28 protein-coding genes and 1 pseudogene are annotated in these 26,793 nt (G+C 62.2%); 8 read left to right on the top strand and 21 right to left on the bottom strand.

The window, feature by feature from the left end; genetic code table 11:
* Window positions 1-71 precede the first annotated feature (71 nt).
* From purS to purL, 3 genes are read left to right on the top strand one after another with little or no spacing between them, the layout of a single operon-like run.
* Complete coding sequence (gene purS / locus ACZ5J0_RS02980; protein ID WP_011773385.1) at window positions 72-323, top strand: phosphoribosylformylglycinamidine synthase subunit PurS; 252 nt, start codon at window positions 72-74, stop codon at window positions 321-323.
* Between the two features lies 1 nt (window position 324).
* Window positions 325-1,095: a phosphoribosylformylglycinamidine synthase subunit PurQ gene (purQ, locus tag ACZ5J0_RS02975; protein ID WP_141283287.1), complete on the top strand. Its 771-nt coding sequence runs from the start codon at window positions 325-327 to the stop codon at window positions 1,093-1,095.
* The gene (purL, locus tag ACZ5J0_RS02970) at window positions 1,092-3,401 is read left to right on the top strand and encodes a phosphoribosylformylglycinamidine synthase subunit PurL (RefSeq protein ID WP_166841281.1); all 2,310 of its coding nucleotides are present in this window, start codon (window positions 1,092-1,094) and stop codon (window positions 3,399-3,401) included. The genes purQ and purL overlap by 4 nt, the downstream gene beginning before the upstream one ends.
* A gap of 67 nt (window positions 3,402-3,468) precedes the next feature.
* On the opposite strand, the gene ACZ5J0_RS02965 is transcribed toward purL, so the two are convergent.
* Genes ACZ5J0_RS02965 through ACZ5J0_RS02955 form a run of 3 tightly spaced genes read right to left on the bottom strand, consistent with a single transcriptional unit; the run spans window position 3,469 to window position 6,562 of the window.
* On the bottom strand, window positions 3,469-4,887 hold the full coding sequence (locus ACZ5J0_RS02965) for a putative bifunctional diguanylate cyclase/phosphodiesterase (RefSeq protein WP_464094142.1): 1,419 nt from the start codon (window positions 4,885-4,887) through the stop codon (window positions 3,469-3,471).
* Entirely contained in the window at window positions 4,884-5,387 is a 504-nt protein-coding gene (locus tag ACZ5J0_RS02960; protein WP_223941697.1) for a hypothetical protein, read from the bottom strand. The genes ACZ5J0_RS02965 and ACZ5J0_RS02960 overlap by 4 nt, the downstream gene beginning before the upstream one ends.
* On the bottom strand, window positions 5,384-6,562 hold the full coding sequence (locus tag ACZ5J0_RS02955) for a GGDEF domain-containing protein (RefSeq protein WP_464094141.1): 1,179 nt from the start codon (window positions 6,560-6,562) through the stop codon (window positions 5,384-5,386). Before ACZ5J0_RS02955 ends, ACZ5J0_RS02960 begins: the two co-directional genes overlap by 4 nt.
* Before the next feature lie 380 nt (window positions 6,563-6,942).
* Here ACZ5J0_RS02955 and ACZ5J0_RS02950 point away from each other — a divergent pair, with 380 nt between their 5' ends.
* On the top strand, window positions 6,943-7,236 hold the full coding sequence (locus tag ACZ5J0_RS02950) for a DUF503 domain-containing protein (RefSeq protein WP_142936781.1): 294 nt from the start codon (window positions 6,943-6,945) through the stop codon (window positions 7,234-7,236).
* 20 nt (window positions 7,237-7,256) lie between these two features.
* Here ACZ5J0_RS02950 and ACZ5J0_RS02945 read toward each other — a convergent pair whose 3' ends face one another.
* From ACZ5J0_RS02945 to ACZ5J0_RS02920, 6 genes are all read right to left on the bottom strand, one after another.
* Window positions 7,257-7,577 carry a putative quinol monooxygenase gene (locus ACZ5J0_RS02945; RefSeq protein WP_250819671.1) on the bottom strand — a complete coding sequence of 107 codons (321 nt, stop codon included), beginning with the start codon at window positions 7,575-7,577 and terminating at the stop codon, window positions 7,257-7,259.
* A gap of 118 nt (window positions 7,578-7,695) precedes the next feature.
* Complete coding sequence (locus ACZ5J0_RS02940) at window positions 7,696-8,589, bottom strand: carbohydrate ABC transporter permease (protein ID WP_142936790.1); 894 nt, start codon at window positions 8,587-8,589, stop codon at window positions 7,696-7,698.
* Complete coding sequence (locus ACZ5J0_RS02935; protein ID WP_166841276.1) at window positions 8,589-9,605, bottom strand: carbohydrate ABC transporter permease; 1,017 nt, start codon at window positions 9,603-9,605, stop codon at window positions 8,589-8,591. Before ACZ5J0_RS02935 ends, ACZ5J0_RS02940 begins: the two co-directional genes overlap by 1 nt.
* 5 nt (window positions 9,606-9,610) lie before the next feature.
* Window positions 9,611-11,020, bottom strand: coding sequence for an N-acetylglucosamine/diacetylchitobiose ABC transporter substrate-binding protein (gene ngcE, locus ACZ5J0_RS02930; RefSeq protein WP_166841275.1), 1,410 nt, complete (start codon window positions 11,018-11,020; stop codon window positions 9,611-9,613).
* Window positions 11,021-11,439: 419 nt separating this feature from the next.
* Window positions 11,440-11,850, bottom strand: a complete 411-nt coding sequence (locus tag ACZ5J0_RS02925) for an MmcQ/YjbR family DNA-binding protein (protein WP_142936793.1) — start codon at window positions 11,848-11,850, stop codon at window positions 11,440-11,442.
* Window positions 11,851-11,906: 56 nt separating this feature from the next.
* The gene (locus tag ACZ5J0_RS02920) at window positions 11,907-12,479 is read right to left on the bottom strand and encodes a polysaccharide deacetylase family protein (RefSeq protein ID WP_250819673.1); all 573 of its coding nucleotides are present in this window, start codon (window positions 12,477-12,479) and stop codon (window positions 11,907-11,909) included.
* Window positions 12,480-12,522: 43 nt separating this feature from the next.
* Between ACZ5J0_RS02920 and ACZ5J0_RS02915 the strand changes: the two genes are divergently transcribed.
* A complete protein-coding gene (locus ACZ5J0_RS02915) occupies window positions 12,523-12,783 on the top strand; it encodes a hypothetical protein (protein ID WP_250819674.1) in 261 nt (86 codons plus the stop codon).
* A 75-nt stretch (window positions 12,784-12,858) separates the two neighbouring features.
* Here the strand turns inward: ACZ5J0_RS02915 and ACZ5J0_RS02910 are convergent, their stop codons facing one another.
* From ACZ5J0_RS02910 to ACZ5J0_RS02880, 7 genes are all read right to left on the bottom strand, one after another.
* Window positions 12,859-13,284 carry a CoA-binding protein gene (locus ACZ5J0_RS02910; protein WP_142936795.1) on the bottom strand — a complete coding sequence of 142 codons (426 nt, stop codon included), beginning with the start codon at window positions 13,282-13,284 and terminating at the stop codon, window positions 12,859-12,861.
* 9 nt (window positions 13,285-13,293) lie between these two features.
* Complete coding sequence (locus ACZ5J0_RS02905) at window positions 13,294-14,139, bottom strand: hypothetical protein (RefSeq protein ID WP_464094140.1); 846 nt, start codon at window positions 14,137-14,139, stop codon at window positions 13,294-13,296.
* A complete protein-coding gene (locus ACZ5J0_RS02900; RefSeq protein ID WP_166841376.1) occupies window positions 14,136-14,690 on the bottom strand; it encodes a sigma-70 family RNA polymerase sigma factor in 555 nt (184 codons plus the stop codon). The genes ACZ5J0_RS02905 and ACZ5J0_RS02900 overlap by 4 nt, the downstream gene beginning before the upstream one ends.
* A gap of 367 nt (window positions 14,691-15,057) precedes the next feature.
* On the bottom strand, window positions 15,058-16,482 hold the full coding sequence (locus ACZ5J0_RS02895; protein ID WP_464094139.1) for an HNH endonuclease: 1,425 nt from the start codon (window positions 16,480-16,482) through the stop codon (window positions 15,058-15,060).
* Window positions 16,483-16,570: 88 nt separating this feature from the next.
* Window positions 16,571-17,827 (bottom strand): alpha-L-fucosidase, encoded by a 1,257-nt coding sequence (locus tag ACZ5J0_RS02890; RefSeq protein ID WP_464094138.1) that lies wholly within the window; start codon window positions 17,825-17,827, stop codon window positions 16,571-16,573.
* A complete protein-coding gene (locus ACZ5J0_RS02885) occupies window positions 17,824-18,438 on the bottom strand; it encodes a TetR/AcrR family transcriptional regulator (RefSeq protein WP_464094137.1) in 615 nt (204 codons plus the stop codon). Before ACZ5J0_RS02885 ends, ACZ5J0_RS02890 begins: the two co-directional genes overlap by 4 nt.
* Window positions 18,435-19,517 carry a saccharopine dehydrogenase NADP-binding domain-containing protein gene (locus ACZ5J0_RS02880; RefSeq protein WP_464094136.1) on the bottom strand — a complete coding sequence of 361 codons (1,083 nt, stop codon included), beginning with the start codon at window positions 19,515-19,517 and terminating at the stop codon, window positions 18,435-18,437. The genes ACZ5J0_RS02885 and ACZ5J0_RS02880 overlap by 4 nt, the downstream gene beginning before the upstream one ends.
* 449 nt (window positions 19,518-19,966) lie before the next feature.
* On the opposite strand from ACZ5J0_RS02880, the gene ACZ5J0_RS02875 reads away from it, so the two are divergent.
* The gene (locus tag ACZ5J0_RS02875) at window positions 19,967-21,103 is read left to right on the top strand and encodes an AI-2E family transporter (RefSeq protein ID WP_464094135.1); all 1,137 of its coding nucleotides are present in this window, start codon (window positions 19,967-19,969) and stop codon (window positions 21,101-21,103) included.
* Window positions 21,104-21,112: 9 nt separating this feature from the next.
* Here ACZ5J0_RS02875 and ACZ5J0_RS02870 read toward each other — a convergent pair.
* Window positions 21,113-21,471: pseudogene (locus ACZ5J0_RS02870) on the bottom strand (hypothetical protein).
* A 256-nt stretch (window positions 21,472-21,727) separates the two neighbouring features.
* On the opposite strand from ACZ5J0_RS02870, the gene ACZ5J0_RS02865 reads away from it, so the two are divergent.
* Window positions 21,728-22,336, top strand: coding sequence for a TasA family protein (locus tag ACZ5J0_RS02865; protein WP_142936802.1), 609 nt, complete (start codon window positions 21,728-21,730; stop codon window positions 22,334-22,336).
* Window positions 22,337-22,448: 112 nt separating this feature from the next.
* The gene (locus ACZ5J0_RS02860; RefSeq protein ID WP_464094134.1) at window positions 22,449-22,883 is read left to right on the top strand and encodes a SipW-dependent-type signal peptide-containing protein; all 435 of its coding nucleotides are present in this window, start codon (window positions 22,449-22,451) and stop codon (window positions 22,881-22,883) included.
* 79 nt (window positions 22,884-22,962) lie between these two features.
* On the opposite strand, the gene ACZ5J0_RS02855 is transcribed toward ACZ5J0_RS02860, so the two are convergent.
* From ACZ5J0_RS02855 to ACZ5J0_RS02840, 4 genes are read right to left on the bottom strand one after another with little or no spacing between them, the layout of a single operon-like run.
* Window positions 22,963-24,075, bottom strand: coding sequence for an NAD(P)/FAD-dependent oxidoreductase (locus ACZ5J0_RS02855; RefSeq protein WP_142936804.1), 1,113 nt, complete (start codon window positions 24,073-24,075; stop codon window positions 22,963-22,965).
* 59 nt (window positions 24,076-24,134) lie between these two features.
* Complete coding sequence (locus tag ACZ5J0_RS02850) at window positions 24,135-25,193, bottom strand: Gfo/Idh/MocA family protein (RefSeq protein ID WP_464094133.1); 1,059 nt, start codon at window positions 25,191-25,193, stop codon at window positions 24,135-24,137.
* Window positions 25,193-25,993: an amino acid ABC transporter ATP-binding protein gene (locus ACZ5J0_RS02845; protein ID WP_142936806.1), complete on the bottom strand. Its 801-nt coding sequence runs from the start codon at window positions 25,991-25,993 to the stop codon at window positions 25,193-25,195. Before ACZ5J0_RS02845 ends, ACZ5J0_RS02850 begins: the two co-directional genes overlap by 1 nt.
* Complete coding sequence (locus ACZ5J0_RS02840) at window positions 25,990-26,778, bottom strand: amino acid ABC transporter permease (protein ID WP_011773348.1); 789 nt, start codon at window positions 26,776-26,778, stop codon at window positions 25,990-25,992. The genes ACZ5J0_RS02845 and ACZ5J0_RS02840 overlap by 4 nt, the downstream gene beginning before the upstream one ends.
* Window positions 26,779-26,793 lie beyond the last annotated feature (15 nt).

Below are 26,793 nucleotides of genomic sequence, written 5' to 3'. Positions count from 1 at the left end.
AACGGCGTGAGACGGCACCTCCGCGGCAGCCTTATTTAAGGTTCACCCAACTCACGCACAGGAGTTACCGGATGCCCCGGATCGTCGTTGACGTCATGCCCAAGCCCGAGATTCTGGACCCCCAGGGGAAAGCCATCGTGGGTGCACTGCCCCGCCTCGGCTTCAACAGCTTCAGCGCAGTCCGCCAGGGCAAGCGTTTCGAACTGACCGTCGACGGCGAGGTGACCGACGCTATCCTGGCCCAGGCCCGCGAAGCTGCCGAGACCCTCCTGTCCAACCCGGTGATCGAGGATGTTGTCAACGTCGAGGTCGTCGAGGCCTGATATGACGTCGATCCCCCTGATTGGCGAGGCTGTCGCCGTCGCCGCAGAGCCCCGCTTGGCCGGCGCCAAAATCGGCGTCGTCACCTTCCCCGGCACCCTTGACGACCGCGACGCCGCCCGTGCAGTGCGTCTTGCAGGCGGCACCGCCGTTTCGCTCTGGCATGCAGACACCGAACTGGGCGATGTTGACGCTGTCATCATCCCCGGCGGTTTCTCCTACGGCGACTACCTCCGCGCCGGTGCCATCTCGCGCTTCGCTCCGTTGATGTCCAAGATCATCGATGCCGCGAACTCGGACGCAAAGCTCCCGGTTTTGGGTATTTGCAATGGTTTCCAGATCCTGACCGAGTCGCACCTGCTGCCCGGCTCCATGATCAAGAACGACCACCTGAAGTTCATTTGCCGCGACCAGACGTTGCGCGTGGAAAACGCCAACACTGCGTGGACCGTGGACTACACCGACGGCCAGGAAATCATTGTGCCGTTGAAGAACCAGGACGGCCAGTACATCGCCGACGAAAAGACCCTGGATGCCCTCGAGGCTGAGGGCCGCGTGGTGTTCCGCTACGTGGGCTTCAACCCGAACGGCTCCCGCCGCGACATCGCGGGCATCTCCAACGCCGCGGGCAACGTGGTGGGCCTCATGCCGCACCCCGAGCACGCAGTAGAGACAGGCTTCGGCCCGGAGTCCCTTGATGGGGCTCCCCGCGACACCGACGGCCTGGGCTTCTTCACCTCCGTACTGACCAAGATTGTGGGAGGCGACAAGTGACCACGGAAACCACCAAGAAGTTCAACATCGACACCGTTGAGCACGCTGCCAAGACCCCGGACACGGAACTCCCGTGGGCCGAGTTGGGCTTGAAGCAGAACGAATTCGACGAGATCGTCAAGGTTCTCGGCCGCCGCCCCACCGGTGCCGAGCTGGCCATGTACTCCGTCATGTGGAGCGAGCACTGCTCCTACAAGTCCTCCAAGAACCACCTCCGCCAGTTCGGCGAGAAGGTCACCGAGGAAATGAAGAAGGACATGCTGGTTGGCATCGGCGAGAACGCCGGCGTCACCAACTTGGGCGACGGCTGGGCCGTGACGTTCAAGATCGAGTCCCACAACTCGCCGTCGTTCGTTGAGCCGTACCAGGGTGCCGCTACCGGCATCGGCGGCATTGTTCGCGACATCATCTCCATGGGTGCCCGCCCGGTAGCCGTGATGGACCCGTTGCGCTTCGGTGCGATCGATCACCCGGACACCGCCCGCGTCATGCACGGTGCAGTTGCCGGCATCGGTGGCTACGGAAACTGCCTCGGCTTGCCGAACATCGGCGGCGAAATGGTGTTCGACTCCGTATACCAGGGCAACCCGCTGGTGAACGCACTGGCCGTGGGCGTCATGCGCCACGAGGACATCCGCCTGGCCAACGCATCCGGCAAGGGCAACAAGGTTGTCCTGTTCGGCGCGCGCACCGGCGGCGACGGAATCGGCGGCGCTTCGGTGCTGGCCTCGGAGTCCTTCGATGACACCAAGCCCTCCAAGCGTCCGGCCGTCCAGGTGGGCGACCCCTTCGCTGAGAAGGTCCTCATTGAGTGCTGCCTGGAGCTCTTCAAGGGCTCGCTGGTTGAAGGCATCCAGGACCTCGGCGCTGCAGGAATTTCCTGCGCCACGTCCGAGCTCGCGTCCAACGGCGACGGCGGTATGGAGGTGGAGCTAACCTCGGTCCTGCTCCGCGACCCCACGCTGACCCCTGGCGAGATCCTCATGTCCGAGTCGCAGGAACGCATGATGGCCGTGGTCACCCCGGAGAACATCGCAGCGTTCGAAGCCGTGATGGACAAGTGGGCCGTGGAGTACTCCTGGTTGGGTGAGGTCACCGATACCGGCCGCCTCATCATCACCTGGGAAGGCGAAGTAATCGTCGACGTCGACCCCCGCACCGTTGCGCACGACGGCCCGGTCTACGACCGTCCGTTCGCCCGCCCGGAGTGGCAGGACTCTGTGCAGGCCAACGCCTTCACCGGTTCCGTGGAGGACGCAGGCCGTCCGTCGGCTCCCACCGAGCTGGCTGCAGCCGTCACCGAACTCGTTGCGTCACCGAACATGTGCAGCAAGGCCTGGATCACCAAGCAGTATGACCGCTACGTTGGCGGCAACACTGCCATGGCGTTCCCGGATGATGCCGGCGTGGTCCGCGTTGACGAGGAAACCGGCCTGGGCGTTGCCTTGGCCACCGACGCCAACGGCCGCTACACCTACCTCGAGCCCTACCAGGGTGCACAGCTCGCACTGGCTGAGGCCTACCGCAACGTGGCCACCTCCGGCGCCGTTCCGATGGCCGTCAGCGACTGCCTGAACTTCGGTTCCCCCGAGGATCCGGATGTCATGTGGCAGCTGGCCGAAGCCATCCGTGGCCTCTCCGACGCCTGCATGGAACTCGGCATCCCCGTGACCGGCGGCAACGTCTCGCTCTACAACCAGACCGGCACCACGCCCATCCACCCCTCCCCTGTGGTGGCAGTCCTGGGCAAGCTGGACGACGTCGCCCGCCGCACGCCGTCGGGCTGGCGCGAGGACGGCCAGGCCATCTACCTGCTGGGCACCACCGCAGCAGAGCTGGATGGTTCCGAGTGGTCCAACCTCCGCGGACACCTTGGTGGCCTGCCGCCGAAGGTTGACCTCGCAGCCGAGCGTGCATTGGGCGAAATCCTGATCAACGCTTCCCGTGACGGCATGGTTGACGCAGCACACGACCTCTCCGAAGGTGGCCTCGCGGCTGCCTTGGTGGAGTCCTCGCTGCGCTACGGCGTCGGCGCACGCATCGCCCTTGAAGAGCTCATGGAGCGCGACGGAGTGGACCTGTTCACAGCACTCTTCTCCGAAACGCAGGCCCGGGCCATCGTGTCCGTACCGCGCTCCGAGGAAGTCCGCTTCAAGGACATGTGCACGGCCCGTGGCTTCGCCCACCTCCGGATCGGCGTTGTTGACGCTGCCGGTGGGAAGCTGGAGATCAACGGCGTGGACGAGCTCTCCTTGGACGCCCTCCGCGAAGCACACGAAGGCACCCTGCCGAAGTACTTCGGCTAAGGACAGCAAACGTCGCAAGGCCCCGTCGCTCGGAGAGTGCCGGGGCCTTGCGCGTTTCCGAGGGGGTTTACGCCGGCCAAGTGCGCAGCAGCATCAGCTGTTCGGTGAACTCGGCCTCCGGCAACGGCCTGCCAAAGTAGTAGCCCTGCCCGCTCGCGCAGCCTATGCTCCGGAGCGCTTCTGCTTGTTCGGAGGTCTCAATCCCCTCCCACACACCCTCCAAACCGCAGGAGCGGATGACCTGCTGGATCGCGGCCAGGAAGTCCAGCTGTGAAGGATCTTTGCCCAGGTCCTTCACAAACTGTCGGTCCACCTTCACCCGGTCTACGGGCAGTTTCCTCAGGTATCCCATGGACGAGTAGCCGGCGCCGAAGTCGTCGATCTCAAGCCCCACACCGAGCCTGTGCAGGCTCGCCAGGGTGTAACGGTCAAGCTCGTTGTTGTGGATGATGGCACTCTCGGTGAGCTCCAGCACCAGTGATTCCGGGGCCACGCCTTGCCCCGCCAATGCCTCACTGACGTCGTCCACGAATTCCAGGCTTTGGAGATCGGCAGCAGAGACATTGATCCTCATGGAGAAGTCCTGGTGTGCGGTGGCCGGGGCATCCCGCCACCGCCGCAACTGGCCCACGGCCGTACGCAGGACCCATCTGCCCAACTCCGCGATCAGCCCGGTGGCCTCGGCAACGGGGATGAACTGGTCCGGCATGATCAGGCCATGGACGGGGTGTTTCCACCGGACCAAAGCCTCGCAGCCCTCGATCCTGCCGGTGGCGAGCTCCACGATCGGCTGGTAGTAAAGGACCAGCTGGTCCGAACGGATGGCTTCGCGGAGTTCTCCCACGATCTGCCGCTGCAGCAGCCGTGCATGCAGGGTTGCGGGATCGAACACTTTGAGTTTGTTCCGGCCCTCATTCTTGGACTCTTCCATGGCCAGATCGGCCTCTTGGAGAAGGTCCTCCATGCTGTGATGCGGCTCCGCGGTGCGCAGGCCGACGCTGGCGCCGCAGCGGATGCTGTTGTTCCCGAGGTCTATGTTCGGTTCCAGCGCGGCCAGGATGCGGTTCCCGACGGCGGTGGCCCGGCTGTGCGCGGTGGCAGGCAACAGCACAGCGAATTCGTCCCCACCCAGGCGGGTGACGACGTCGTCCTCCCGCACGGCTGACCGGATGCGCATGGCGACGGTGATCAGAATCTGGTCCGCCGCGGCATGGCCTGCGGAGTTCTTCAGTGCCCTGAAACCGTCAAGATTCATGAGGAGCAGGGCAGGGGGTACGGCACCCTTGGCAGCAGCTGCCTGGGCTTCGGAGAAAGCATTCTCCAAGGCCTGGCGGTTGCCGAGCCCGGTGAGTGGATCGGTAAGAGCGTCCCGGCGCTGTTCATACCGGGCGAGGTGGAGTTCCGTCATCAGGGCCTGGACGTGTAACTCCAGTTTCTGGATCCGCGAATCGACGGAGAGAAGCTTGTGGGGCTTCGTGGCACTCACGACTCTTCCAGGCGTCGCAACGTTGAGTCGGCAACAGCCTGAGGCTTGGTGACGGGGTTGCGGCGTTCGTCCAGGAAGAGCCGGTAAGAGGCAACATCCAACCTTCCATCCGGCTCAACTTTGTTGCCGGCACGGTAGACGTGGGGGATCCAGGCCCCTCCGACGATGGCCTCGATCCAGGCATCGCATTCGGCGAGCGGGAGGTGCACCCGGGTGCCGGTGTTCCTGCGGTGGCCCGCAATCGAGACTGTGATGCAGCTGCCCAGGAGTCCTTTGTCCGCGGTGAACCAGGCCAGGCCTTCGACGTCGGCCACTATGGTGAGGTTCGCGTTGCTGTCCTCCACCGACTGCACGGGGCCCATCCTGACGGAGCGGCGGTCAGCGTTCAGCGTGGTGGCTGTCCCGGCTTTATAGGGGGCACTGGTGATGCTCTGGCGGAAGACGGACAGCTCCTGGGTGTGCTGAATCTGAATCCGGGTGGTGAGTTCGTTTAGGGTCATGATCGTGCCTCATCCGCTATAGTGGCCGCCTCCGGGCGGTCGGCTCCTACAATCCTGTTTCTCCCTTGCGCCTTTGCGCTGTAAAGGGCTGCGTCAGCTACCTCGATCATGAAACTGAGGTCAGCGGACGCGGGAATGCTTGACGTCACTCCGTAGCTGATGGTGGGAAACACCACGCCGCCAGGGGCTGGAAATTCTGCCATTCGGCGGCTGATTTCGGTTGCGATGTTCTCTGCTCGGTCCTGTGTTGCCCCCGGCAGGAAGAGAACGAATTCTTCCCCGCCATAGCGTCCGATGAGGTCCGTGGACCGCACCGAGGCTGAGCATGCTTCGGCGAAGGCGCGCAAGGCCACATCCCCGGCTCCATGGCCGTGTTCATCGTTAACGGCCTTGAAGTGATCCAGATCGGCCAGGATAACAGCTGCCCCGGAACCCGTTGAATGCAAGCGGTCAAGTTCAGTGGTGGCAAGGTCAAGGAAGGCTCCGCGGTTGAGGAGCCCTGTCAGGTGGTCGCGGGTAGCACGTTCGCGAAGGCCTTTGATGAGTTGGTCGCTGGTCAGGGCCGTCATGCTGAAGGAAACGGTGACCAGGAGGACCATGGAGATGAGGGCTGAAGGTCCAGGCCCAAAGTACGTGCGGAACGTGTAACTGGCCGGTCCTTCCAACGCATAAACCACCCAGCGTCCCAGGTAATAGCCGGCCAGCAGGCCTGCGGCTATGGAGAGGGCTCTGTGGACTTGGGAGTGGGAAGACTTGATGAACCACAGGTCATAGGCGGCCAAGGCTATGCCCACGGTCATCATGGCCAGATAGACAAAACCACCGGACCAGACGTTGTTCCCGGGGCTTTCCAGAAAGGATGCGATAGCGGTGACGGCAGGACCAACAGCCAGCTGCCACAGCTTGGCCTTCCGGTCCCGGAGGGTCTTCGCCCCGGCCCACACGCTGAAGGCGCCTGCCACCACGAGGACGTTGCCCACGGGGTTTGCCCACACCTGATGGGAGGTTCCATTGAGGAGGAAGGCGGCGTTGCCCGCCATGAACTCGAGCAAGGCCAGGCTCCACCAGCCAGCGTACGGCGAGCGGGTTCGGTGAAAGGAAGTACAGAACAGCATCAGGAGCGTCACGGTGACCACGCCCAGAGCTACTCTTACCGAGAATGCATCGAGCTCCATGCCAACCCCCTCAGCTGGTCATCCTGTGCCTTTGAGTTTCAGTGTCGCCGGGCTTCCTCAACCTCCATGCTGTGTTTGCTCAAGATTTGCTCAAGATACGGTGTGGTCCCTCACCCAACCCAGTGACCGTCGTCGTGATATGCCGAGCAACGCGAAGATCGCAATCCGCCATCCGTGGCGACGCAAGGTAGCCAGGCCGGAGACGATGATCATCATGGCGTTACCGAACAGCAGGGACACCGCCCCACCCACCACCAGCGGATAGGCCAGGACGACGATTGGAGGGCTGCTCCTTCAGTGGGCGCCGCGGCCTGAGTTGGCTCAAGATTCCATCAACTCCACAGTGGTCCACCGCCCTGACCTGCGGCGATAATGAATTCATGTGGATCGGTTGGATTGAGTTCGACGTCCTTTTGGGCGATGTCCATAGCCTCAAGGAGAAGCGCTCGCTGCTGCGGCCCCTGGTAGCCGAGCTAAAGCGGCGCTTCGAGGTCTCTGCTGCCGAAACCGGGCTTCAGGACCAGCATCGTCGGGCGCTGGTTGGAGCCGCTGTGGTGGCCCCGGATCACGCGCATCTCCAACAAGTGCTCGACGCCGTTGAACGGTTCGTGGCCGCCCGGCCTGAGTTCGAGCTGCTCAGCGCACGGCAGCGGGAGCTGCACAGCGAGGATTAGCGGGCCCAGCGGCCCAGCCCCTACGCGATGGTGAGCTCACCCATGCGGTCCCAGCCGCTGCCGTCGAACTGGCGGCTGATAATGTGCGGGGTCTCCACGAGAGCCTGCGGCATGTCCGCCATGGCTTTCTTGAAGTGATCGCTGTTGACGTGCGCCTCGGCAGCGTCGTCCTGGAAGGCTTCCACCAGGACAAACTCGTTGGGGTTATCCACACTGCGGGACCAGTCGAACCACAGGTTGCCCGGCTCTTCGCGGGTCGCCTTGGTGAAGTCGGCCACCAAATCCAGCCACCGTTCGGACCACTCGGGCTTGACGTTGAACTTGACCACAATAAAGATCACGGGCTGCTGCCTTTCGTTGCACTACAGATCCGTTCCATCCTTTCAGATTTAACGCCCGACGGCGGCCCGCACCTTGAGGTGAGGACCGCCGTCGAACGCTGTCTGCTGCGTGGAGCTACTACTTTGAGGTGCCCTGTGACACGGAGCCCTGCAGCTGGCGCTGGAAGATCACATAGACAATAAGCACCGGAATGACCGTGACACTGACGGCTGCGAACAGCGCGCCGTAGTCCACCGCATAGCCCATCTGGCCGGCGAAGGCCGCGAGTTCCTGCGACAAAACGCGCGGACCGGCGGCGTTGATGGATACCGGAATCAGGAACTGGTTCCACAGGCCCAGGAAGTTGAAGATGGCAACCGAGGCGAGGCCCGGCTTGGCCATCGGCAACATGACCTGGAAGAACGTCCGCCACTCCCCTGCGCCGTCCAGGGCCGCTGCTTCAGTGATTTCGTGAGGCAGTGACTTGAAGAAGGAGAAGAGGAAGAACACCGTGAACGGAAGCGCGAAGCCCACGTACACCAGGATGAGTCCCGGCAAAGTGTTCAGGAGCCCCATGTTCTTCAGGACGAAGAACAACGGAACCATGGCAAGGAAGATCGGGAACGTCAGGCCGGCGAGCATCAGGTAGTAGATGGCCCTGCTGCCCGGGAAGGTGTAGCGGGCCAGCACATAGGCACACATCGCACCGAGGACCATCACGATCACCAGGGCTGCGGCCACAACGATGATGGAGTTCAGGAAGGCGCTGCCGATCCCGGCATCGCTCCAAGCCTTGACGTAGTTGTCCAGTTTCCATTCACCCGGCAAGGCGAACGGCGAAGCAAAGATCTCGCTGGAGGTCTTGAAGGAGGACATGAACGTCCACAGGAGTGGAAGGATGACGATCAGTGTCCAAATGGTCAGCGCGGTGTGCGACACCGCTCCCACCACTTTGTCACCCGGCGTGGTTCCCGGAGTCCGCGGTTGGAAGTGCAACGACTTCATTTCCGGAGATGAGACTTTGGTTGTCATTACTGGCTCACATCCTTATCGCCGCCGGTGAGCCGGTTAACCATGAACACCAAGCCGGAGAAGATCAGCGTGGCAATGGCCAGCACAACGCCCATGGCACTGGCGAGGCCGAACTGCCCCTTGCTGAATGCGGTGAAGAACAATTGTTGCGCCATGACCAGCGTGGAGTTGTCGGGACCACCGCCGGAGTTGAGGGCAGCCATGTAGACGAAAGCATCCAACGCCAGAATGCCCATGTAGATGTAGGCGGTCTGGATGTTGTCGCGGATCAAGGGGATGGTGATGGATACGGCGGTCCGGAAACGTCCGGCGCCATCAATCCTGGCAGCCTCGAAAAGCTCGGCAGGAATGCCCTTGATGCCAGCTACAAACAGGACCATGTAGAAGCCAACGAAGCCCCACACAATGACGAACATGGTGGCGATCATGGCCGTGTTCTTATCACCCAGCCAAGCGAAGTCCTTGAACTGGTCCAGGCCGAGGCCCGTCAGGATGCCGTTGAGCAGACCGCCCGAAGGATCGTAGATCTGCCCCCACATGATGCCGATTGCTACAGCGGGAATGGTGTAGGGGAAGAACGACACTACGCGGTAGAAGCTGGAATTGCGCAAACCCTTGATCTGGCCTTTACTGCTTCCGCCTACAGTCACCAGCGAGGCAAGCACCAGGCTCAAGATGATGGTGATGATGGGAAGGAAGATGACCAGGACGATGTTGTTGGACATCGCCTTCATGAAGATGTCGTCAGTAAAGATCTTCACGTAGTTTTCGAGGCCGATGAAGTTCTGGTTGGGCGAGAAACCGGACCAGTCCGTCAGCGAATACCCGAATGCCTGAATAAACGGCCAAATCACGAACAACAGGTAGATCGCCAACGGCAGTCCGAGGAACACCGCAAAGAAACTGACCTTGTCCCACGTCAATGGCTTACGCCGTCGCCTCACCACTTGCAGTGGGGCCTTCGCCGGAACGACGGCGGCCAGGCCGTCGTCGTTCCGGCTCTGCTGAGTTTTCACTGAAGTCACTTCACTTCGATCTTCTTGACCGAGCTGTCGTTACGAACCTTATCGGTGATGTTCTGCAGTGCGGAGGTGAGGGTTGCAACGTCCGACTTACCGTCCAGGAAGGTGTTCCAGACAACCAGTTGGTCCTTGTTGGTGCCGTACAGGTCAATGAAGTTCCAGGAGTAGACGTTGTCGCCGGCATCGCTGAGCATCTTGGTCTGCGAAACCAGAGCCGTGGAACCGAAACCATCGGCCGGGACGGTGTCCTTGACGATGGTCGGCGCCAGTTTGGTCTTGGCGAAGTTGGTGGCAGCTTCCTTGGAGAGCATGATCCGGAGCAGTTCCTTGCCACCGGCAGCGTTCTTGCCCTGCGACGGGACAATGAACGGCTCACCTGCAGCACTGTGAAGTGCCGTCTGGGGCATCTTGGGGCTGGCGGTGACAGACGGGGCCGGGGTACCCATCATGTTGAAGCCGGCCTTGGTCTGGTCCTTCATTTCGTTTTCGATCCAGGAGCCCGAGGGGTAGAACACGGCTTCCTGGGCGTTGCTCCACTGTGCCTGTGCTGCCGTGAACTGGGTGCCTGAGCCGCCCGGCTTGAAGAAGCCGGCCTTGACGATCTTGTCCATGGCCGCGAAGACGGACTGGATGGCCGGGTGCGACCAGCAATCGGCTTTGAGGTTTTCAAGGCCGAGGCGGACGTCGTCGCCACCTTCCTTGATGGCAGATGCAATGGCCAGTTCCTGGTAGTACGTGGCCGCTTCCTTGCCCCAGACGAAGAGGTACTTGCCCTTGGCTTTGGCTTGCTCGCCCAGGGCGTACATTTCATCCCAGGTCTTGGGAACAGTCCAGCCGTTTTCCTTGAGCAGGGAGTCGGAGTACCACACAGCGAAGACGGTCAACACGTAGTTCAAGGCGGCAAGCTTGCCGTCGAAAGTACCTGGAGCCAGTACGCCGGTGTACAGGGTGTCCTTGATGACCTTGCCTTCAAGGTTCTTGGCCTCCACGACGCTGGTGAGGTCTTCAAGCTGGGCAAGGATGGTGCTGAAGCCGATGGCCTTCGCGCCGGAGTTATCGATCAGGTCCGGCGGGTTGCCACCGACGAAGCGCGGCTGAAGTTCCTGCGCAATGTCCGTGGACGGTGAGATCTTTGCAGTGGAGCCCTCGTGTGTCTTCTCGAAGATCTTTCCGGCGAACTCGACGTAGTCGATGCCGTAGCCACCCTTGAAGATCACGGCGTCCAGGGCGGCCTTGTCAGCCATGCCGAACGGGTTGGTGTCGGAAACGGTGCCCGTGGGACCGGTTGTGGTGGTGCCGCCGCCTGCGGCACAGGAAGCGATGGTTCCCCCCATGGGCACGAGCACGGCTGCTGCGAGTGCTCCGCGCAGGAATCCACGGCGACCGACGGACTGGTGCTGAACGTTCATTTCTAAACCCTCCAGTGACTCGTAGTGTCCGGACTGTTGCGGCGGGAAAGCCGTTCAGCCAGACAGTCTGGGCTGGCGCTCTGGCAGCACCAACCTTCTGTGACATAATTCACCAGGAATGATCGAAAATCAATCTTTCTTGGTACTTTCGATCAACATTTGTCAAAGCGTGATCTTTCTACGGGCCACCGGCGAGGGCCTTTCCGCACTCGGCGATCGCCTGGCGGGCCGTCACCCTTTGCCTCCCAGTTCCCAGTGGTACCGGGCATTGTTGGGCAAAACGGGACTCCGCCAGGCCTGGGGTGAGCACCTCTTTACCAGGCGGAAACGAGCCAAAGCTTGCGCGCAAAGCAATCATCCAGCTATGCACTATCAATCTAGTCCCATGTCAGTGCCGTGGGGAGGGGTTTGCGGGCGTGTCAGGTGCCCTGCGGTTTTGCGAGCCTGGCCCAGCCGAGCTGTTCCTGTTGTTTGCGGCTCAGCGTGGCCACCACGAGGTCGTAGGAGTCCTCCACCATGTCCCGGATCACCTCATCAGAAAGGTTCCCGTCCAGTCGGACCCCGTTCCAATGGGTCTTGTTCATGTGCCATGCGCCGGTGATTTCGGGGTTTGCTGCCCGGAGCTGTTCAGCCAGGGCGGGCTCGCATTTGAGGCTCACGGACCAGTTGTCCGGATCCATGGATGACAACGCGAACATCTTAGCTTGGTGCCTGGCCCCTCCAGTGACGGCTGCACGCACCTTGAACACTGAGGTTTCGGGGCCGAATGGGAAGTCTTCGAACGCGCCGGGGAAGCTGAGGCAAATTTCGCGGAGGGCGGGAACATCCATGGAGAGAGCCTACTGGCGGTCCGGGCCGGCGACCACGCCCCTCACCGGGCAGCGCCTTACGCCACGCCCAGGAAGTCCTCCAGCAGCACCACTTCCAGCCCTGCTGCCAACTGGGCGGCGCGGAATGCGGCGAGGTCGGCGGCAAACTCCGCCCGGAAGTGCATGAGCACAATATCGCCGGGACGAAGCGAGTTGCCCACCTGGTAGTCCATCTTCCCGGCGTTTGCCTTGGCCTCCCACGTAACAATCGCCTTCATCCCTGCATCGGCAACGGCTTGGCGCATCACGTTGGAGTATGCGCCTCCCGGGGGTCGGAAAAGCGTGGGACGTCGTCCGTAGTGCTGAAATGCGTACTCCTGCATTCCCACCATGTCATTGAACTGCTGCTGATAGCCCCACTGCCGCACCATGTTGATGTTGTGGGTGACCGTGTGGTTCTCCATCAGGCTGCCCTGGGCTTTGAACGCGTTGAAGAACGCCGGGTTGTCCGCCACGGTGTCCTTGGTGAGGAAGAGCGAGGCAGGATAGTCGTACTCTGTCATGAGCCTGATCGACTCCGGCGTTTTGATGTTGCCGTCATCGATGGTCAGGAATACCACCGGGTGCTTGGTGTCGATCTTGGTAATCACGGGCGCAAGGCCGCCGACAATCGGCGGGAGTTGATAGTCCGGGATGAACGTCCGCCGGATGCGCTTGGTGGGGGTCGCCGTCGGTGAGGGCGTCGGAGAAGCGGACGACGTCGGAACCTCGCCTGCAACGGCCATCGCGCCGTTCGGTCCCGGCACCTCGGGCGAGGCGGCAGCGCCACTGGGCGTCTGCACCGGCGTCGAACTCTCAGCGGCATTGCAGGCCGTCAGGCCGGCCACCATGGAAGCGCCCAAAACACTGAAGACGGCCCGCCTGCTGGGAGTGGAAAAAGGCACCGCAGAATGACTGCCGAACATGGTTGTCCCCCAAAGACTCAAAAAGTGATTCAGCTGCAATCTAGCAGAGGAATCGGCACGGTTATCACAGGCCGTAATGCCAGCCTTCACGTGCCGGGCAGGAGTTAACCACTACGTCCAGTCCCGCATCATGTGCCCGCTGTACGGCGTCGTCGTCAAAGACTCCCAGCTGAAGCCAAACGGCCTTGGCACCAATAGCTATCGCCTGATCAATGACCGCCCCAACACGTTGGGAGTTGACGAAGCAATCAACAACATCAATGGGGTACCTGGCCTCGGGGATCTCCGCCAGGGATTTGTACCCTTTTTCTCCGTGCACTTCCTCGCCTTTGAGGTTGACGGGGATGATCTCCATGCCCATCTTGTCCCGCACGTACAGCGAGACGTCATAGGCGGAGCGCCATTCATTGGTGCTCAAGCCAACAATTGCCCAGGTGCCCTTTGTTCGCATCAACCGCTCGACGACGGCGGGATCGTTGACATGCATCATGACCCAAGCTTACTTAGGCCACTGCTTCCAGGTGTCCACGGACGCCGGTAATTGCTCGTCATTGCGCTCGTCGCTGAGCGCGGTGTGCCGATATCCGGGTTTGGTTCGTTCCGCAGACTTAGCGGCTTGCTGCTTGTCCTCCTTGTCTGACTTGTCCTCCTTGTCTGACTTGTCCTCCTTGCCTGAGTCCGGCTTGGGCTGCGGGCTCAGGGGTAGATTCGGCGCAGTCTTCGTTTGCGGAGGTCCAACCGGTACGGCACTGCCCGGGACAGCACCGCTTGGAGGGGTGCTGTTGTGGGCGGGCGCTTCAACCACGCCAGGGGCCGGCGGCTGCGCGGGTATTTGCGCCTGCGCCTGCGTCTGTGCAGGAATTTCGGCAGGCGCACCGCTACCGGGCACCGGCACGGATTCGGCAGCTGGGGTGGTCGGAAGCGCAGCTGGATCCACCGCCGGAGCGGGTTCGGTCATAACGCGCGGGGCGTCGGGACTGGGCAGCGCGGGGGCTGCGACTGCCGGCTGCGGCCGGACGTTTCCCAGAAGCTCATCCATGAACGACGGGTTCCGGGTAAACCCGGAACTTGCGGCTGCAACGCCACTGACGCCCAGACCCATCGCTGCTACCACGGCGACGCCGACCACGGCGGTGCGGTGCTTGCGCCTCCAGCGGCGGTTGCTGACTTCATCGTGAGGGCCGGACAGCATGGCGGAAAGCTCGGCACCCGGAGTTGGGGCCGCAAGATTGGCGAAGGACCCCAAGGAGAGGAGCGCACGCCGGACGTCAGCTGAGTCGGCCGCATCGGCGTCGAGCAACAGCTCTTCCGCGATCACTTCACGTTCACTATCTCTGTATGTCATGGCGACACGTATTCCTTTACTGCCGAATGCTCACGGAGCGTTATTAGTGCCCGCCGCTGCAGCTGTTTCACTGCCCCGGCGGATTTCCCCATGATGTCGGCAACCTGCTCCACGGTCAGGCCCGCCACGATGCGAAGGGTCAAGACCTCCCGCTGCTCGTCGCCGAGGTAGTCCAGGAGCTTCATGACCTCCTTGGGCGCCAAAAGTCCCAAAGCTTCCGCCTCTGCGGAACTCACTTCCCGGGTGTCCCGGTCCGGCTCGAACTCGTGCTGTTCCGGCGACCTGCTTTGCTTCCGATGCTCATCCACCATGCGGGCATGAGCCACCGAGAAAATGAAGGTTCGGAGGCCATGAGCCCCACCGCTGATGTCATCCAGCCTGGGCAGGATGGCCAGGAACACGTCCTGCGTAACTGCCTCCGGATCCGATACACCTTTGGCCGTCAGATAACCGAGGACCTGGCCGGCGTACGCCTGGTAGACGGCGCCGAACAATTCCGCGTTATTGCCCTTGAGTGCAAGTAGCGCTTCATCGGTCAATGCGTCGGTCACAGGATTGAGGCTTTCGATCGGCGGCAGGTCCGTTGCTTGGGCCTGGACGTCCGCCATGTCACCAACGGACGACCCCACCAAGGGTAACCGCTCCACCTGGCCTTCCATGGAATGACCCGCTGCCTTATCAGGCAGGCTCTCGACCGAACTCCGCAGAGAGCGACTCCCTTGAGAGCAAACCGCCGCAGACAAGGAACCGCCGGAGACAAGGAAGAGCCGAGCTGGAACATGATGGGGGACAAATTCCAGCTCGGCCCTTTCAAAGACGTAATCGTCAGGGCACGCCAAAGGGTTACGCGCGGGTAGAAACTTTTTTGAAATTCTTTTGGAAGGCGCGTTTGAGACCGCCAGCGTCCCTGGACAGTGTCTAGATTCTGGCGGGGTGGTGCCCGGGTAGGGGTGGAGCCTTTGATTGGTAGGTGTGCCCGGTGGGGGTGCGGATTTCCAGGGTGTGCACGCTGTAGTTTTCGCCGGGCAGGGATGTAGTGGTCCAACCGGGGTGTTCCTTGGTGTGATTGCACGCCTCGCACAACCCCGCGGCGTTGCTGAGGTTCGTTTTCCCTCCTGAACGCCACGAAACCACATGGTCGATATGCCGGATGGGCGCATCACAATACGGCGTCCGGCAGGTATCGTCGCGAGTCTCAACGAACCGCCGTAACCTGCCGGTGAAGAGCCGGGCCTTGGAATCCGTGGCCAGGAGCTCTCCCGTAGCAGGGGCTGTGTAAAGCCGGCGGAGCCACACAGCGAACTCTGTGTCCGGCGGTGCCTGTGCTGCCTGTCCTGCCCGTGCCTGTGGTTCGGCCACTGCCCGCCCGGAACCGGGCCGCCGACTTGGGCTTCCGGCCGGTCCCAACCCCAGCAGTTCCCTCCCCCACTCTGCCGGGACGATTCCGTAACCCTTGAGCCGGACCGGTTCACTGTCCCCTTGAAAGAGCGTCCGGTCGGTCATGACAAGATCCAGATTGATCCCAGAAAACCCACCCGGCGTGCCGGTAACCCGTTCAACCAAGGTGTCCGCCATGACCTGGCCACGGGTCGGGGCTACTCCACCAGACCCGCCACCAGTGGAACGGGCAGTATCAGCAGCCCGGGACAACGCAGCATAAACCGCCACCCCCTGAGCCACCGGCAACAGCGCCGTCAGGTACGTCATGGTGTCCGGCGCCGGACGCAAACTCACCGTCCGCTCAGCAGCGGCACGACTGGCACGACCCACCACCGACCGCGGATCACGACGATACGCAGCAGCCTTCACCGCCGCAATGATCGCTTTGTCGCCCTTGCCCTCAAAAGTCCCGGTATCGGCGGCGAGTTCCTCATCCACCGCACACCGATCCTCAACAGACAAACACGCCGTTTCCCTCACCAGCAGCGTGGCGCGCCATTCATTCAACTGCCCCGACCGCAGAGCCGCCAACGTCCGCGGCATCTCCACCACCAGCGCCTTCGCAAAACCCAGCAAACGTGACCCACGGTTCGGGGACTCCCGCCGGGCCAACGCCACCTGCGCCCCCACCCCCTGACCACGCTCGGACGCAGGAACACCAGCCTCGGCCTGCTCGGCGCGCTGAGCTAGATCAAACGCCACCACAACCCGCGCCTGCAACGCAGTGATAGCCGACTTCATCTCCTCCAACACCCGCAACTGCTCAATCAGATCCCCACTGACCGAGCCCCCAGGAACAGCGCCGGGCTGAGCAGAAACCCGCGGCGACAGGCCACCAGACGAGGCACGAACAAGCGCGTTCGAGGTCACCGCACCTGCTCGACTTTCCCGAATCCGCTCCATGTCATAACTCTGTCAGCAGGCACCGACATTTTAAGCTTGGGCCACATGGTGACGGTGGCGGACAGGCCGGACAGTGCACGGGGAAGAACTACTCGGGCGCCACCGTGGGGGCTTCATACCCTTCGGGGATTGCTGGAACATCAGCATCCAAAGCGCCGGTGAAAACCCGCGCCGAGAGCAGGCGGGCGCCCTCGCCTGACAACTTCACGTGCAGCTCTGATGCGGTGACAACCGGCAATTGGTGGATTCGGCGGCTACCCACGGTCATCCCGTCAATAAGGTTCGCGCCTTCGGAGGACACCACGTGACGGGTGATCCGCTGCCCCGCGTTCAAGTCCTCAACCAATTCCAGGTGGTTGAACGTAACCGCAGCGGGGAAACCCAGCGTCACTCCGCCGTCGTGATGTTCCAGCGTCGCCTCAACCACGCCGGAGAGGCGACGATCCAATTCCGCCTTCCACTCCTTCAGAACCAGAATGTCGCGGTCAGGAATGAGACCACGGGTATCGGGTGGCACATTCAGCAAGAGGTTGGCACCCATTCCCACCGATTGGTAATAGATGGCGAGCAGGTGCTCAACGGATTTCGGTTGGTCATCCGGATGCCAGAACCAGCCGCGGCGGATGGAGACATCGCATTCGGGCGGCAGGTAGTGTTCGGCGAGCAGCCCCGAGCTGGTCTCTGTGTACTGGGTATCGGACGTGCGGTCCACAACATAGGTGACGGGGTCCGATGCCAGTCCATTCTCGTTACCCACCCAGCGAATGGTGGGCTGGCCCATGTTGAAGATCATGGCATCGGGCTGGTGTTCCTTAACGACGGCGATGATCCTGTCCCAGTCGTATTTTCTACCCACCGAACCCGCGCCATCGAACCACAATTCCATGAGCGGACCGTAGCCTGTGCAGAGCTCGGTGAGTTGACGGACGTAGAAATCGTCATATGCGGCGGGGTTGTTGTAGCAGTCAGCGTTGCGGTCCCACGGCGACAAGTAGAGCCCCAGGCCGATCCCCTGTTCCTTGCAGGCTTCGGCGGCTTCCCTGACAACATCACCTGTGCCGCCCCGCCACGGCGATGACGCTACGGAGTAATCGGTGGTGGCCGTCGGCCACAGGCAGAATCCGTCGTGGTGCTTTGCTGTGAGGATGAGGTACCGGGCACCTGCCGTTTTTGCCGCGCGGACCCAACTGCCGGCGTCGAGTTCGGTCGGGTTGAAACTTGACGCCGGGACGGTGCCGTCACTCCACTCCTTGCCGGCGAAAGTGTTGATGCCAAAGTGGATGAAGACACCGAGCTCGAGCTCCTGCCAACGGAGTTGGGCCGGAGTGGGCACTAGCTGAGTCACCGGGCGGGCTCCTGTCCGTGGATCAACGACTGCGCCGCGCTGATAATGGATCCGTCTCCGTACTCTGTCCGGAGGCCGGCAATATCCGAGCGTGTGACGGCCGCCCCCTCGAAGAGGCTCACGATCGCGGCAGCAACGCCGGCGAGTTCCGGCTCCGACAACTCTGGCCTACCGCGCCGCACCATGCTGCTGACGTGCGCTGCATACTGCCCATAGAAGCTCCTCAGCGCAGCCGCCGCTTGCTGGTCTGCTGAGGCCAGGGCCCAGATCTCCAGGTGCATCTTCACGTCTTCAAGCGCTGAGTGTTCGTGCAGCAGCGCCGTCAGGAGTCGATGGGAATCCTCCCGGGTCAGGCCTCCGGACGCACCGGCACCAAGGTCCAGCCCGGCCTCTTCCGAAAGCCTCTGCAGTGAGCGTTCAAGGCTTCGCTCAAGGACAGCGCGGATCAGGTCCGCCCGCGTAGGAAAGTAGTGCTGCAGGTGTCCGATGCGCACCCCGGCCGCGGCGGCGAAGTCCCGCATGGCAGCATTGGCGTTGCCCTTGGTGACCAGAACTTGTTGAGCAGCGTCAAGGAGCGCCGCCTTCCGCAGGGCGCCCTTGCTTTCGGTCATGACCTCAATATTGTCACACCGTGTGATTCAAGTTCCGCCAGCCGGGACGCTGGATCCGGTGTGGATTCGGGGAAGGTAACACCGGGCCCGGTGCCCGCCGCGAGAACACTGCGCAGCCCCAGCAAACCGCCCAAAGCGGTGAGGTGTGCCTGCCCTTGCGGATCGGATATGACGGCAGTTCGCGTTCCGGCCGGACCTTTCACATCGATGCGGATATGTGCCGTGCCACCTGAGCCGGGCGAGTAGAGGAAGGACCTTCGCAGCGGCGCCCACCGTGCCCCGCTACCCCAGCGGAAGAGTCCCACCGCACGTGCGGCGAGCAACGCCGTCGTGGACGCGTTGGAACTGAAGCCGATCCGGGAGGACACCGATCCGGCACCAAGGGTGAGCGGCATCGTGAACTGTTCAGGTGTGTCGAGTCGCGCCACTTTGGTGCGATGCCCGGCAATGTCCACCCAGCGCGTGTCAGTCAGGGGGCGTACGACGGCGGCCTGACCGCCTTTGCGTACTTCGAAGTCCAGTCCCAGCCGATCCATGAAGTCCACTGAATCGGCTCCGGCTTGGTCATTGATGTCGTATCGGATGGCGACGTCGATCTTGTCACTGCCGCCCACATCCTGGGCCAAAGCTGCTGCCACGATATTGGTGACCCCTCCCATCCAGCCTGAGCTCAGTGAGACAGGAGCCGTTGGCCGCAGAAGGGTAGCCAGAGTGAGTGCCCTGGTGACGCGGCTGGTCCAACGGGTGACATCGACGTACGGAATTCCGGCGGCGACGGCTGCGCGAAGCACCCTGTCATGGGGATCGTTGACGGTACTGATGACCGCCCTGACCTTGGCGGCGAATGGCTCCGCTTGGTTGAGGTCCCATTTCTGTACTGACACTTTCTGTACTGTCACTTTTCGTTGCTCACCGGGAACGCTGCTGCTAGTCAAATGGCTGCCGCGCTCCGGGTTCCGGCCCGTGATGAGCAAGGGCCATTCGGCTGCGGCGAGCCGGGTCAACGCTGTGCCGACGGTGCCGTACCCGCCGACGATCAGCACGGGACCTGCGGTATCAAGTTCAAGGAAATCGGTCATGAGTTTAATTCTAGGTCATGTGACCTAAAAATGTTTTACCGCGGTAATCAGCATTGCGGTCCGCTTCTGTCCGCTAGCTGTGAAGGACACCCTGTGGCCGAGTGGAAACCGGGAGTAGGCTGCAGTTATCTGCCGGAGCAATACCCTTCAGTGCGCAAAGGAGAGATCGTGACATTGCCTCCACACCACGAGCCCGAGCCATTTCCTCCAGATCCCGGACCCGTACCACCACCCCCGGATCCCACCACGCCGTTTCCGCCGAGCCCCATTCCTGACCCGAATCCAACCCCCGGCCCGCCTCCGGCTCCCGATCCCGGCCCGGTACCTCCACACCCTGATCCGACGCACTAGCAGGGCGATGCCAGCAGGTACGCCACCACATCGGGGAATAATCAGTAGGCTTATGTCTGATCTCATCGGCTGACCGATGCGAACGAACAGGAGCCACCATGACGGAACCCCAGGAAACCGCCCACTTTTCCGTCCGCAAGCCATCCAAGCCGGATCTCTGGAAGGACTCACTTGGCCGGACGGCTGTCCGGGCAAGCCAGATACTGCTCATCCTGACCCTGACAGTGGTGGCGATCTTCGGACTCCTGCAGATCCGTCTGCTGGTCATTCCGGTGCTCATCGCGCTCATTCTGGCCGCAGCCATTGGCCCCTTCGTGAATATGCTGCGGCGTCGGGGATGGCGCGCGGGCCTGGCAACGGGTGTCGCGTTCCTGGGCTTATTGATAGTGCTCGGCGGAGTCATCACTGTCATCGTGTTTTCTGTCCGCAGCCAGTGGGACGAATTGATCAGTCAGGCGGCACGTGGGCTGGACGAACTTGAGAACTTCCTGCTGACAGGACCGCTCCCCCTTGAACGGGAGCAACTGAACCAAGCGCGCGAAGCCGTAGTGGAGTTCGCACAGAGCAGCCAGGTACGCTCCGGAGCAGTGACCGGATTGTCAGTGGTCACGGAGTTCCTGGCAGGCGCCAGCCTGGTGGTCATCATCCTTTTCTTCTTCCTCAAGGACGGCGCCAAAATATGGGACTTCTTCCTGCGCCCCTTCAAAGGCGTGCGGGAAGCCAAGCTTCGCCGTGTTGGCAAGCGGACCATGGAGGTCCTTGGCGGCTACGTCCGGGGAACAGCGATCGTTGCCTTGGTGGACACGGTGGCCATCGGCGCGGCGCTACTCATCATGCAGGTTCCACTCGCCATTCCTTTGGCGATCATCGTTTTCATCGGCGCGTTCATCCCCTTGGTGGGTGCCACCGTTGCCGGCATCCTGGCCGCTTTGGTGGCACTGGTTGCCAACGGCCCCATCGTGGCGTTGATCGTGGTGATCGTTGTGATCGCCGTCAATCAGCTCGAAGGTGATCTCCTCCAGCCGATCGTCATGGGCAAGTCCCTGAAGCTCCACGCGCTGGTTATCCTCATGGCTTTGACGGCCGGCACCATCCTGGCCGGAATCATCGGCGCAGTCCTGGCCGTACCCATCGCGGCCGTAACATGGGCCATCATCCAGGTGTGGACGGCAGAAGACCCAAACCTGGAAGACATGAACCCGGACTTGCCGCCCGCCAACAGTCAGCCGACGTAGTAGATCCCCCTACCCCAGAGCCCTCTTAATGAGTTCGACGATCCGCGCTTCAACCTCGGGGGTGATTTCCGTGACGGCGAAGGACGTGGGCCACATGGCTCCATCATCCAGCTTCGCGTTCTCCTCAAAGCCGAGTGTGGCATACCGCGCCTTGAACTTGTGGAAGCTCTGGAAGAAAACAATGTTCTTCCCGTCCCTGGCATCTCAGCGATCTTGGCCATGACATCAGCCTCGCTGTCCGCTTTGGATGCCTTCTTGCGCGGCGCCTTCTTGAGTTCTTGCGCGCGCTCTTTCATGGCGGCGCGCTCCTCTTCCGTGAAGCCGTCGTAGGACTTTTCCTTAGTTGCCGTCTTGTCCGTATCCGTCATGGTGTTCGCTCCCCTTGGTCTTATGAACTGATACCCCTAACGCTAAGTTGCCCGCGGATCCGCGGCTTCTTCGAAACTGCTCGATTCTGCTGCGGAGTGTGTTGCGGGAGTCTTGAGGTTTTCCTGAGGAAGTGTTGCGGGTATGCAGGATTTGTTCTTGATCCGGGCCCGGCACAGTAGTTCTTGTCAGCCACACAGGCTGGAAACGAACGGCCGGCCGGTCTCACGGTGGCCTCCCGAAAGGAAACTGATTCCCATGGCCATCAGCCTCAAGACCACCTCCGGCAAGATCCTCGCTTCCGTCGCACTGGTCGGCACCGCAGCCGCCGTCGCCGGCATGGGCACCTACGGCGCGTTCACCTCTTCGACCTCCGCCTCCCAAGCCGTCACCGCAGGAACGGTCACCATCGCCCTGGGCGCACCCGGCCCCGCGAACACCCTCAACGTCCCGGTCGCTGGACTGCTGCCCGGCGACAAGGTCGAAAAACTCGTCACCCTGGCCAACACCGGCAACTCGGACCTGAACAACGTCACCCTCACCACCAACGCCGGCACCACCGCATCCCTGCTCACCACGGACGTGACCAACGGCCTGCAGCTGACCATCGAAAACTGCTCCGTGGCCTGGACCGGCGCCGCAGCCCCCTACAACTGCACCGGGACCAAGACCACCGTCCTGGCCTCCGGACCGGTCATCGCAGCGAACAAAGTCCTGAACAACCTCACCTCGCTGACCTCGGCCAAGACCGACAACCTCAAAGTCACCACCGCGTTCCCCACCACCGCGAACAACGACTTCCAAGGCGCCACCTCCACCATCGCCTTCGCCTTCACCGGCACCCAACGCACCGAAACCACCAAGTAAACAACACCACCGGCCCCGCCGGGTCTGATCGGTTCCTTCCCCCCCAGCCCGATCAGGCCCGGCGAGTATCCCGTCAAGCACAGCCACTTCACCAGAACGGAGAACCATCACCATGACACCGCGGAACAGTTTCCTCCGTGCCTTGGTGATCGTCGCCGTCGTCGTTCTTGGCCTGATAGCCGGGCCTACGGCCGCTTTTGCTGCCTTCACCGACAGTGAGCGCGCTACCCCACAGTTCTCAGCCGCGATCATTCCCGCTCCGGCCACCGCCAACGTCACCATGCGATGCACCTTCGGCCTGCAAACCGTAGTTACCGTGAATTCTTACGGAGCGGTGGCCAATGCCAATCACTACGAGGTGAAGGTCTATGACCGCTCCGGCAACCTCGAGTTCACGGGAGACCTCAGCCAGGCCTCTGGAAGGACGTACAGTTCGGGCATCGAGATCATCGGCACCTGGAGCTACGAAGTCCGCGGGTTCTACAAGGTTCCCGGCTCCAACAATTTCTGGACGGGCAAGCCCTTCAAGGGCACCATGACCTGCTGATCAGGTCACCTTAAACTCCAATGGCCCCGACACGTTAAGCAGATGGCGTATCGGGGCCATTGGCCTGTTTAAGTGGGCTCTAGGAGAAACGGCCCGGGCGGAACGTGGACAGCATGGGGTGCTTCTGGCCGCTCAGGATCTCACCGGACAAAAGCTCACCGGCGATGAGGCCGAGCGTGGCACCTGAATGCGTGAAGGCCACGAAGCAGCCCGGCACTTGGCCGAGTTCACCGAAGACTGGTTCGCCGTCGCCGGGGATGGGCTTGTAGCCGATCTTCCACGAGGCAGGCTTGAGCTCGGGATTGCCCGCAATGAGCTTGGAGGACTCGTCCGCCAGCTCCTGGACAACGTCATCCGGGATGCTGAAAGTACCGTCGGAGTGCTCCGTAATCTGGTGCTCGTACCAGTCGTGATCCAAGGCAAATGTGTTGCCGGGATTCGGCCGAACAGCTGCCCGCGGTGTATTCATCACTGCCGTGACGCCGTGTTCCACCGGTTTGGTGACCACCAGCATGGAAACCGGTGAACCGTTGGGAATCTCCACGCCCAGCGGCTTGACGACGGCGGGTGTTGCGGCACCGCAGGCAACCAGCACGGCATCAGCGGTGTACGTTTCACCGCCGACAGTTTCGACGCCGGTGGCCCGTCCGTCGTGCACCGTCACTGAGGCCTTGCCGGCGTTGAGGACCAACTGTCCGCCCAACGCATGGAATTCCTCCATCAGGAAGTTCACCAGATCCGGGAGACTGACCCATCCTTCGCCGGGGTTGAAAATGGCGTTTTCGGGGACCGCACTGGCATCGATACCGGGCGTCACTGAGGCAATCTCTTCAGGGGCCAACAGCTTGGAGTCATAGCCAATGGACTTCTCGTACGCGTGACGGGCTTCTGTAACCTCACTCTGCCCGGCGGCGTTCCACATGAGTCCACCCCCGAACTGCAGCCATTCACGGCTGGGGTCCGCGGCGAAGAGCGTGCGGTACCGGTCAACGCCTGCCACCCGCAGCTGGTGATACGGCGTGGAGCGTTCGCCCGCCGAGTTGAGCCAGGACAGCGAGCGGCCGGTGGCTTCGCTGGCCAGTCCTTGCTCGGTCAGCAGGGTTACCGAGGCGCCTTGACGGAGAAGGTGTACGGCGGTGGAAACGCCCAGGATGCCGCCTCCAATGACGGCAACGTGCTTGGTGGAGGACATGCGTGATCTCTCTTTCGGGTTCTGAATTCTGAAACGCGCCTGGCTTAGCGACGTGCTGCCTACGCGAACGCGTGGATGTTTTCGATGATCTTGAGGGTTTCCAGCGCCTCGGCCGCTTGCACGGGAAGCGGTCCGTGCCCGCGGAGCGAGGAGGCCAGTTCCCGGTAGAACTGCGGGTAGTCGCCCTTCTCCGCCGGTACAGGCGTGGCTGATCCGGCTACTCCCAGAAGCCCCCAAGACTCCTGGGGTTCGGTGCCGTAAGCAGCGTCCGACGGCGTGATGCCGGCTGCGAGCGCTGGTTCCTGGCTGTCGAGTCCCCACTTGGTGTAGCCGGCATTTGAGCCGAGTACGTGGAAGCGCGGGCCCACTTGGGCGGCCATTCCGTTCATCCACAGCCGTGTCCGGACCCCGGATTCATGACGCAGCGACACGAAAGCTTCGGTATCTGCAGCATCTGTGCGCGGGCCGTGGTTGGCGGTCTCGCCGTAGCTGTCCTCCACAGGGCCGAACAGTTGGATCGCTTGGTCTATCAGATGGGCGCCGAGATCGTGGAGGATGCCGCCACCTTCGGCCAACGTGGCCGAGTCGCGCCAATTCCCGAAGCCTTCAGGACGCCACCATTCAAAACGCGACTCGAAGGTCCGCACCTCGCCCAAGGCGCCGTCCCGCAGCAGCCTTCGCAGCGTCAGGAAGTCGGCATCCCACCGGCGGTTCTGGAAGACCGTGAGCTGCACACCGGCGTCGGACGCTCGCTCGGCAAGCTCCTCACCGTGGGCGACGGTAGTGACGAATGGCTTGTCCACCACAACGTTGAGCCCGTGGGCGATGGCCGTGGAACCGAGCTCAAGGTGCGTGAGCGGCGGTGTTCCCAGGACAACGAGGTCCAGCTTCCCGGCAAGGGTGAACATATCCTCCGGCGTCGGCACGATTGTTGCCTGCGGATAGAGCCGCCGGGCTTCGGCCTGTCGTTGCGGGTCGGCCGTCACGATGACGTCCAGGGAATAGTCCGGGTCCGCGTGGATCAGCGGCGCATGGAACACCTTGCCCGAGACGCCAAACCCGACGACGGCGGTCCGGATGGGTGCCGCTGTTGCCTTGCCCAGTGGTGGCCCGCCCATCACAGCACTTCCGAAAGAAAGCGCTGCAGGCGTTCGCTGCGTGGGTTGTCAAAGAGCTGGGTGGGCGTTCCGATTTCAACTACTTCGCCTTCGTCCATGAAGACCACCTGGTCCGCCACTTTTCGGGCAAAGCCCATTTCGTGGGTGACCACCAGCATGGTCATCCCGCGGCTGCCAAGGCCGGCCATGAGATTGAGGACGCCTTTGACGAGTTCGGGGTCCAGTGCGCTGGTGGCTTCATCGAAGAGCATGACCTCGGGCTCCATGGCCAGCGCGCGGGCAATGGCGACGCGTTGCTGCTGCCCGCCGGAGAGGTCCCGGGGCCGGTGATCGGCGCGTTCGGCGAGTCCTACTTCGGCGAGGCGGCGCCGGGCGCGTTCCCGGGCCTCGGACTTGGACATTCCTTTGACGCTCCACAGGGCCAGCGCCACGTTTTCCAAGGCGGTGTGGTCCGGGAAGAGGTTGAAGTGCTGGAACACCATACCGATCCGTGCACGGAGAATGTCCGGCTTGACCTTGAGGGCACTTTCACCGGCCAGCAGTACATCGCCGCTCTTGGGTTCATGCAGGCGGTTGACTCCGCGCAGGAGCGTGGATTTGCCTGAGCCGGATGGGCCGATGATGCAGGTGGTGGTTCCCGGAGCCACGTTGAGGCTGACGTTGCGGAGCACATCGACGTCCCCGTAAGCCATGGTCAGGTTCTGAAGTTCCAAGCTGGAGCCGTGGAACTTTTCGATGTCCTGGGTCTTGCTGGTGCTGGTGGCACTGTTGCTTGGTGCGCTGCTGCTTGTGAGGTTCACGTGTTGCTCCCGGTGATGAGCGGCGAGGCCGCATCGAGTTCCTTGACTTCCTTCAGCCCACTGGTGGGTGCCGTGGGACGACGGCGGCCGGTGCGGAACTTGTTGTCGAAGTAGTTGACCAGATGGGTCAGCGGCACTGTGATGATCAGGTAGAAGATGCCTGCCATGACCAGCGGTGAGAGGTTGCCGGACAATACTGCTGCGTCCTGGCCCACCCGGAACAGTTCACGCTCGCTGACCAGGAGTCCAAGGAAGTAGACCAAGGAAGAGTCCTTGACGATGGCAATGAACTGGTTCACCAGGGCCGGCAGGACCCTGCGGATCCCTTGCGGCACCACCACCAGGGCCATGGATTTGGAATAGCTCATGCCCAAAGCGCGGCAAGCCTCCCCTTGGCCCTTGTCCACGCTCTGGATGCCGGCCCGGAAGATCTCTCCGATGTAAGCGCTGGCGATGAGGCTTAGCGCGATGATTCCCAGCGGGTACGGTGATGGCCCGAAGACAGACTGGCTCAACCGTGCAAAACCCTGGCCGATCAGCAGGATGGTGAGGATGGCGGGCAGGCCACGGAAGAGATCCGTGTAGATCCGTGCCGGGATGCGCAGCCACTTGGACCGCGAGATTCCCATGACCGCCACCACCATGCCCATCACTACGCCGAGGATGGTTGCTGCGATGGAGATGATCAGGGTGTTGAGGAGGCCAACTCCGAGGAGCTGGGGCAGTACTTCGACCATGGCGTCAAAGTCGAAGAACGTGCGGCTGATGGTATTGAGCCAATCCATTGAAATGCTCTCAGA

Source organism: Arthrobacter sp. DualSoilB13 (genome assembly GCF_055389195.1).
The sequence above is the reverse complement of the archived record's forward strand: the minus strand, read 5'-3'. Positions and strand labels throughout refer to the sequence as shown.

Coding starts and splice junctions, on each gene's coding strand:
- purS (WP_011773385.1), top strand. CDS start 72: ATGCCCCGGATCGTCGTTGACGTCATGCCCAAGCCCGAGATTCTGGAC.
- purQ (WP_141283287.1), top strand. CDS start 325: ATGACGTCGATCCCCCTGATTGGCGAGGCTGTCGCCGTCGCCGCAGAG.
- ACZ5J0_RS02960 (WP_223941697.1), bottom strand. CDS start 5,387: ATGACCCTAAACGAACTCACCACCCGGATTCAGATTCAGCACACCCAG.
- ACZ5J0_RS02955 (WP_464094141.1), bottom strand. CDS start 6,562: ATGGAGCTCGATGCATTCTCGGTAAGAGTAGCTCTGGGCGTGGTCACC.
- ACZ5J0_RS02950 (WP_142936781.1), top strand. CDS start 6,943: ATGTGGATCGGTTGGATTGAGTTCGACGTCCTTTTGGGCGATGTCCAT.
- ACZ5J0_RS02940 (WP_142936790.1), bottom strand. CDS start 8,589: ATGACAACCAAAGTCTCATCTCCGGAAATGAAGTCGTTGCACTTCCAA.
- ngcE (WP_166841275.1), bottom strand. CDS start 11,020: ATGAACGTTCAGCACCAGTCCGTCGGTCGCCGTGGATTCCTGCGCGGA.
- ACZ5J0_RS02925 (WP_142936793.1), bottom strand. CDS start 11,850: ATGGATGTTCCCGCCCTCCGCGAAATTTGCCTCAGCTTCCCCGGCGCG.
- ACZ5J0_RS02915 (WP_250819674.1), top strand. CDS start 12,523: ATGAACGTCCGCCGGATGCGCTTGGTGGGGGTCGCCGTCGGTGAGGGC.
- ACZ5J0_RS02910 (WP_142936795.1), bottom strand. CDS start 13,284: ATGATGCATGTCAACGATCCCGCCGTCGTCGAGCGGTTGATGCGAACA.
- ACZ5J0_RS02905 (WP_464094140.1), bottom strand. CDS start 14,139: ATGACATACAGAGATAGTGAACGTGAAGTGATCGCGGAAGAGCTGTTG.
- ACZ5J0_RS02895 (WP_464094139.1), bottom strand. CDS start 16,482: ATGGAGCGGATTCGGGAAAGTCGAGCAGGTGCGGTGACCTCGAACGCG.
- ACZ5J0_RS02885 (WP_464094137.1), bottom strand. CDS start 18,438: ATGACCGAAAGCAAGGGCGCCCTGCGGAAGGCGGCGCTCCTTGACGCT.
- ACZ5J0_RS02880 (WP_464094136.1), bottom strand. CDS start 19,517: ATGACCGATTTCCTTGAACTTGATACCGCAGGTCCCGTGCTGATCGTC.
- ACZ5J0_RS02875 (WP_464094135.1), top strand. CDS start 19,967: ATGACGGAACCCCAGGAAACCGCCCACTTTTCCGTCCGCAAGCCATCC.
- ACZ5J0_RS02865 (WP_142936802.1), top strand. CDS start 21,728: ATGGCCATCAGCCTCAAGACCACCTCCGGCAAGATCCTCGCTTCCGTC.
- ACZ5J0_RS02860 (WP_464094134.1), top strand. CDS start 22,449: ATGACACCGCGGAACAGTTTCCTCCGTGCCTTGGTGATCGTCGCCGTC.
- ACZ5J0_RS02855 (WP_142936804.1), bottom strand. CDS start 24,075: ATGTCCTCCACCAAGCACGTTGCCGTCATTGGAGGCGGCATCCTGGGC.
- ACZ5J0_RS02850 (WP_464094133.1), bottom strand. CDS start 25,193: ATGGGCGGGCCACCACTGGGCAAGGCAACAGCGGCACCCATCCGGACC.
- ACZ5J0_RS02840 (WP_011773348.1), bottom strand. CDS start 26,778: ATGGATTGGCTCAATACCATCAGCCGCACGTTCTTCGACTTTGACGCC.